General features: G+C 68.9%; 1 protein-coding gene. It reads left to right on the top strand.

From position 1 onward, the window contains the following. Positions 1-658, top strand: a 658-nt coding sequence (locus ACYVDE_RS25100; protein WP_460504236.1) for an alpha/beta fold hydrolase, incomplete at its 5' end; no start/stop codon positions are given. Positions 659-713 lie beyond the last annotated feature (55 nt).

The following is a 713-nucleotide window of genomic DNA, read 5'->3' on the forward strand; positions in this document are numbered from 1 at the left end:
CGATTTGCTCGACGTGCTGCGCGCGCTCGACCTCACGGGCGTCGTGCTCATCGGCCACTCCATCGGGGCCATGATTGGGGTGCTGGCAGCCGTGCGCGAGCCCGCCCGCTTTGCCCGTCTGGTACTGCTGGCTCCCTCACCCCGCTTCCTGAACGGCCGCGACTACGCGGGCGGCTTCGAGGCGGCCGACGTGGAGGAGCTGCTCACCAGCCTCGAAAGCAACCAGGCCGACTGGGCACAGGCTTTCGCGCCCGTGGCGGTGGGCGACGCCACCCGGCCCGACCTGATAATGGCCCTGTCGGGCAGCTTTGCCAGCACCAACCCCGGCGTGCTGCGCCACCTGGCCCGCGTGGCGTTCTTCAACGACAGCCGCTTGGCGCTGCCGCTGCTGAGCACGCCCACCCTCATTGTGCAACCCGCCCGCGATGTGATGGTGCCGCTGGGTGTGGGCTACTACCTGCACGAGCAGCTACCCGACAGCCAATTGGTTATCATCGACACCAGCGGGCATTACCCGCACCTCACCGCGCCCGAGGCAACGCTGGCGGCCATTGGCAAATTTCTGGGCCAGCCGCTGACGCTGCCCACTGACCCCGTGCCGGGCTGGAACATTCCCAATTGCCCCGCACCGGCCGGCCAGTTCAAAGCCGCAAGCTGAAGGCCAGCGGCTCGACCAGCCACTGCCCCACCGCGCCGCGGTAGGTGACGCGCAC

It is taken from the genome of Hymenobacter agri, assembly GCF_054778495.1.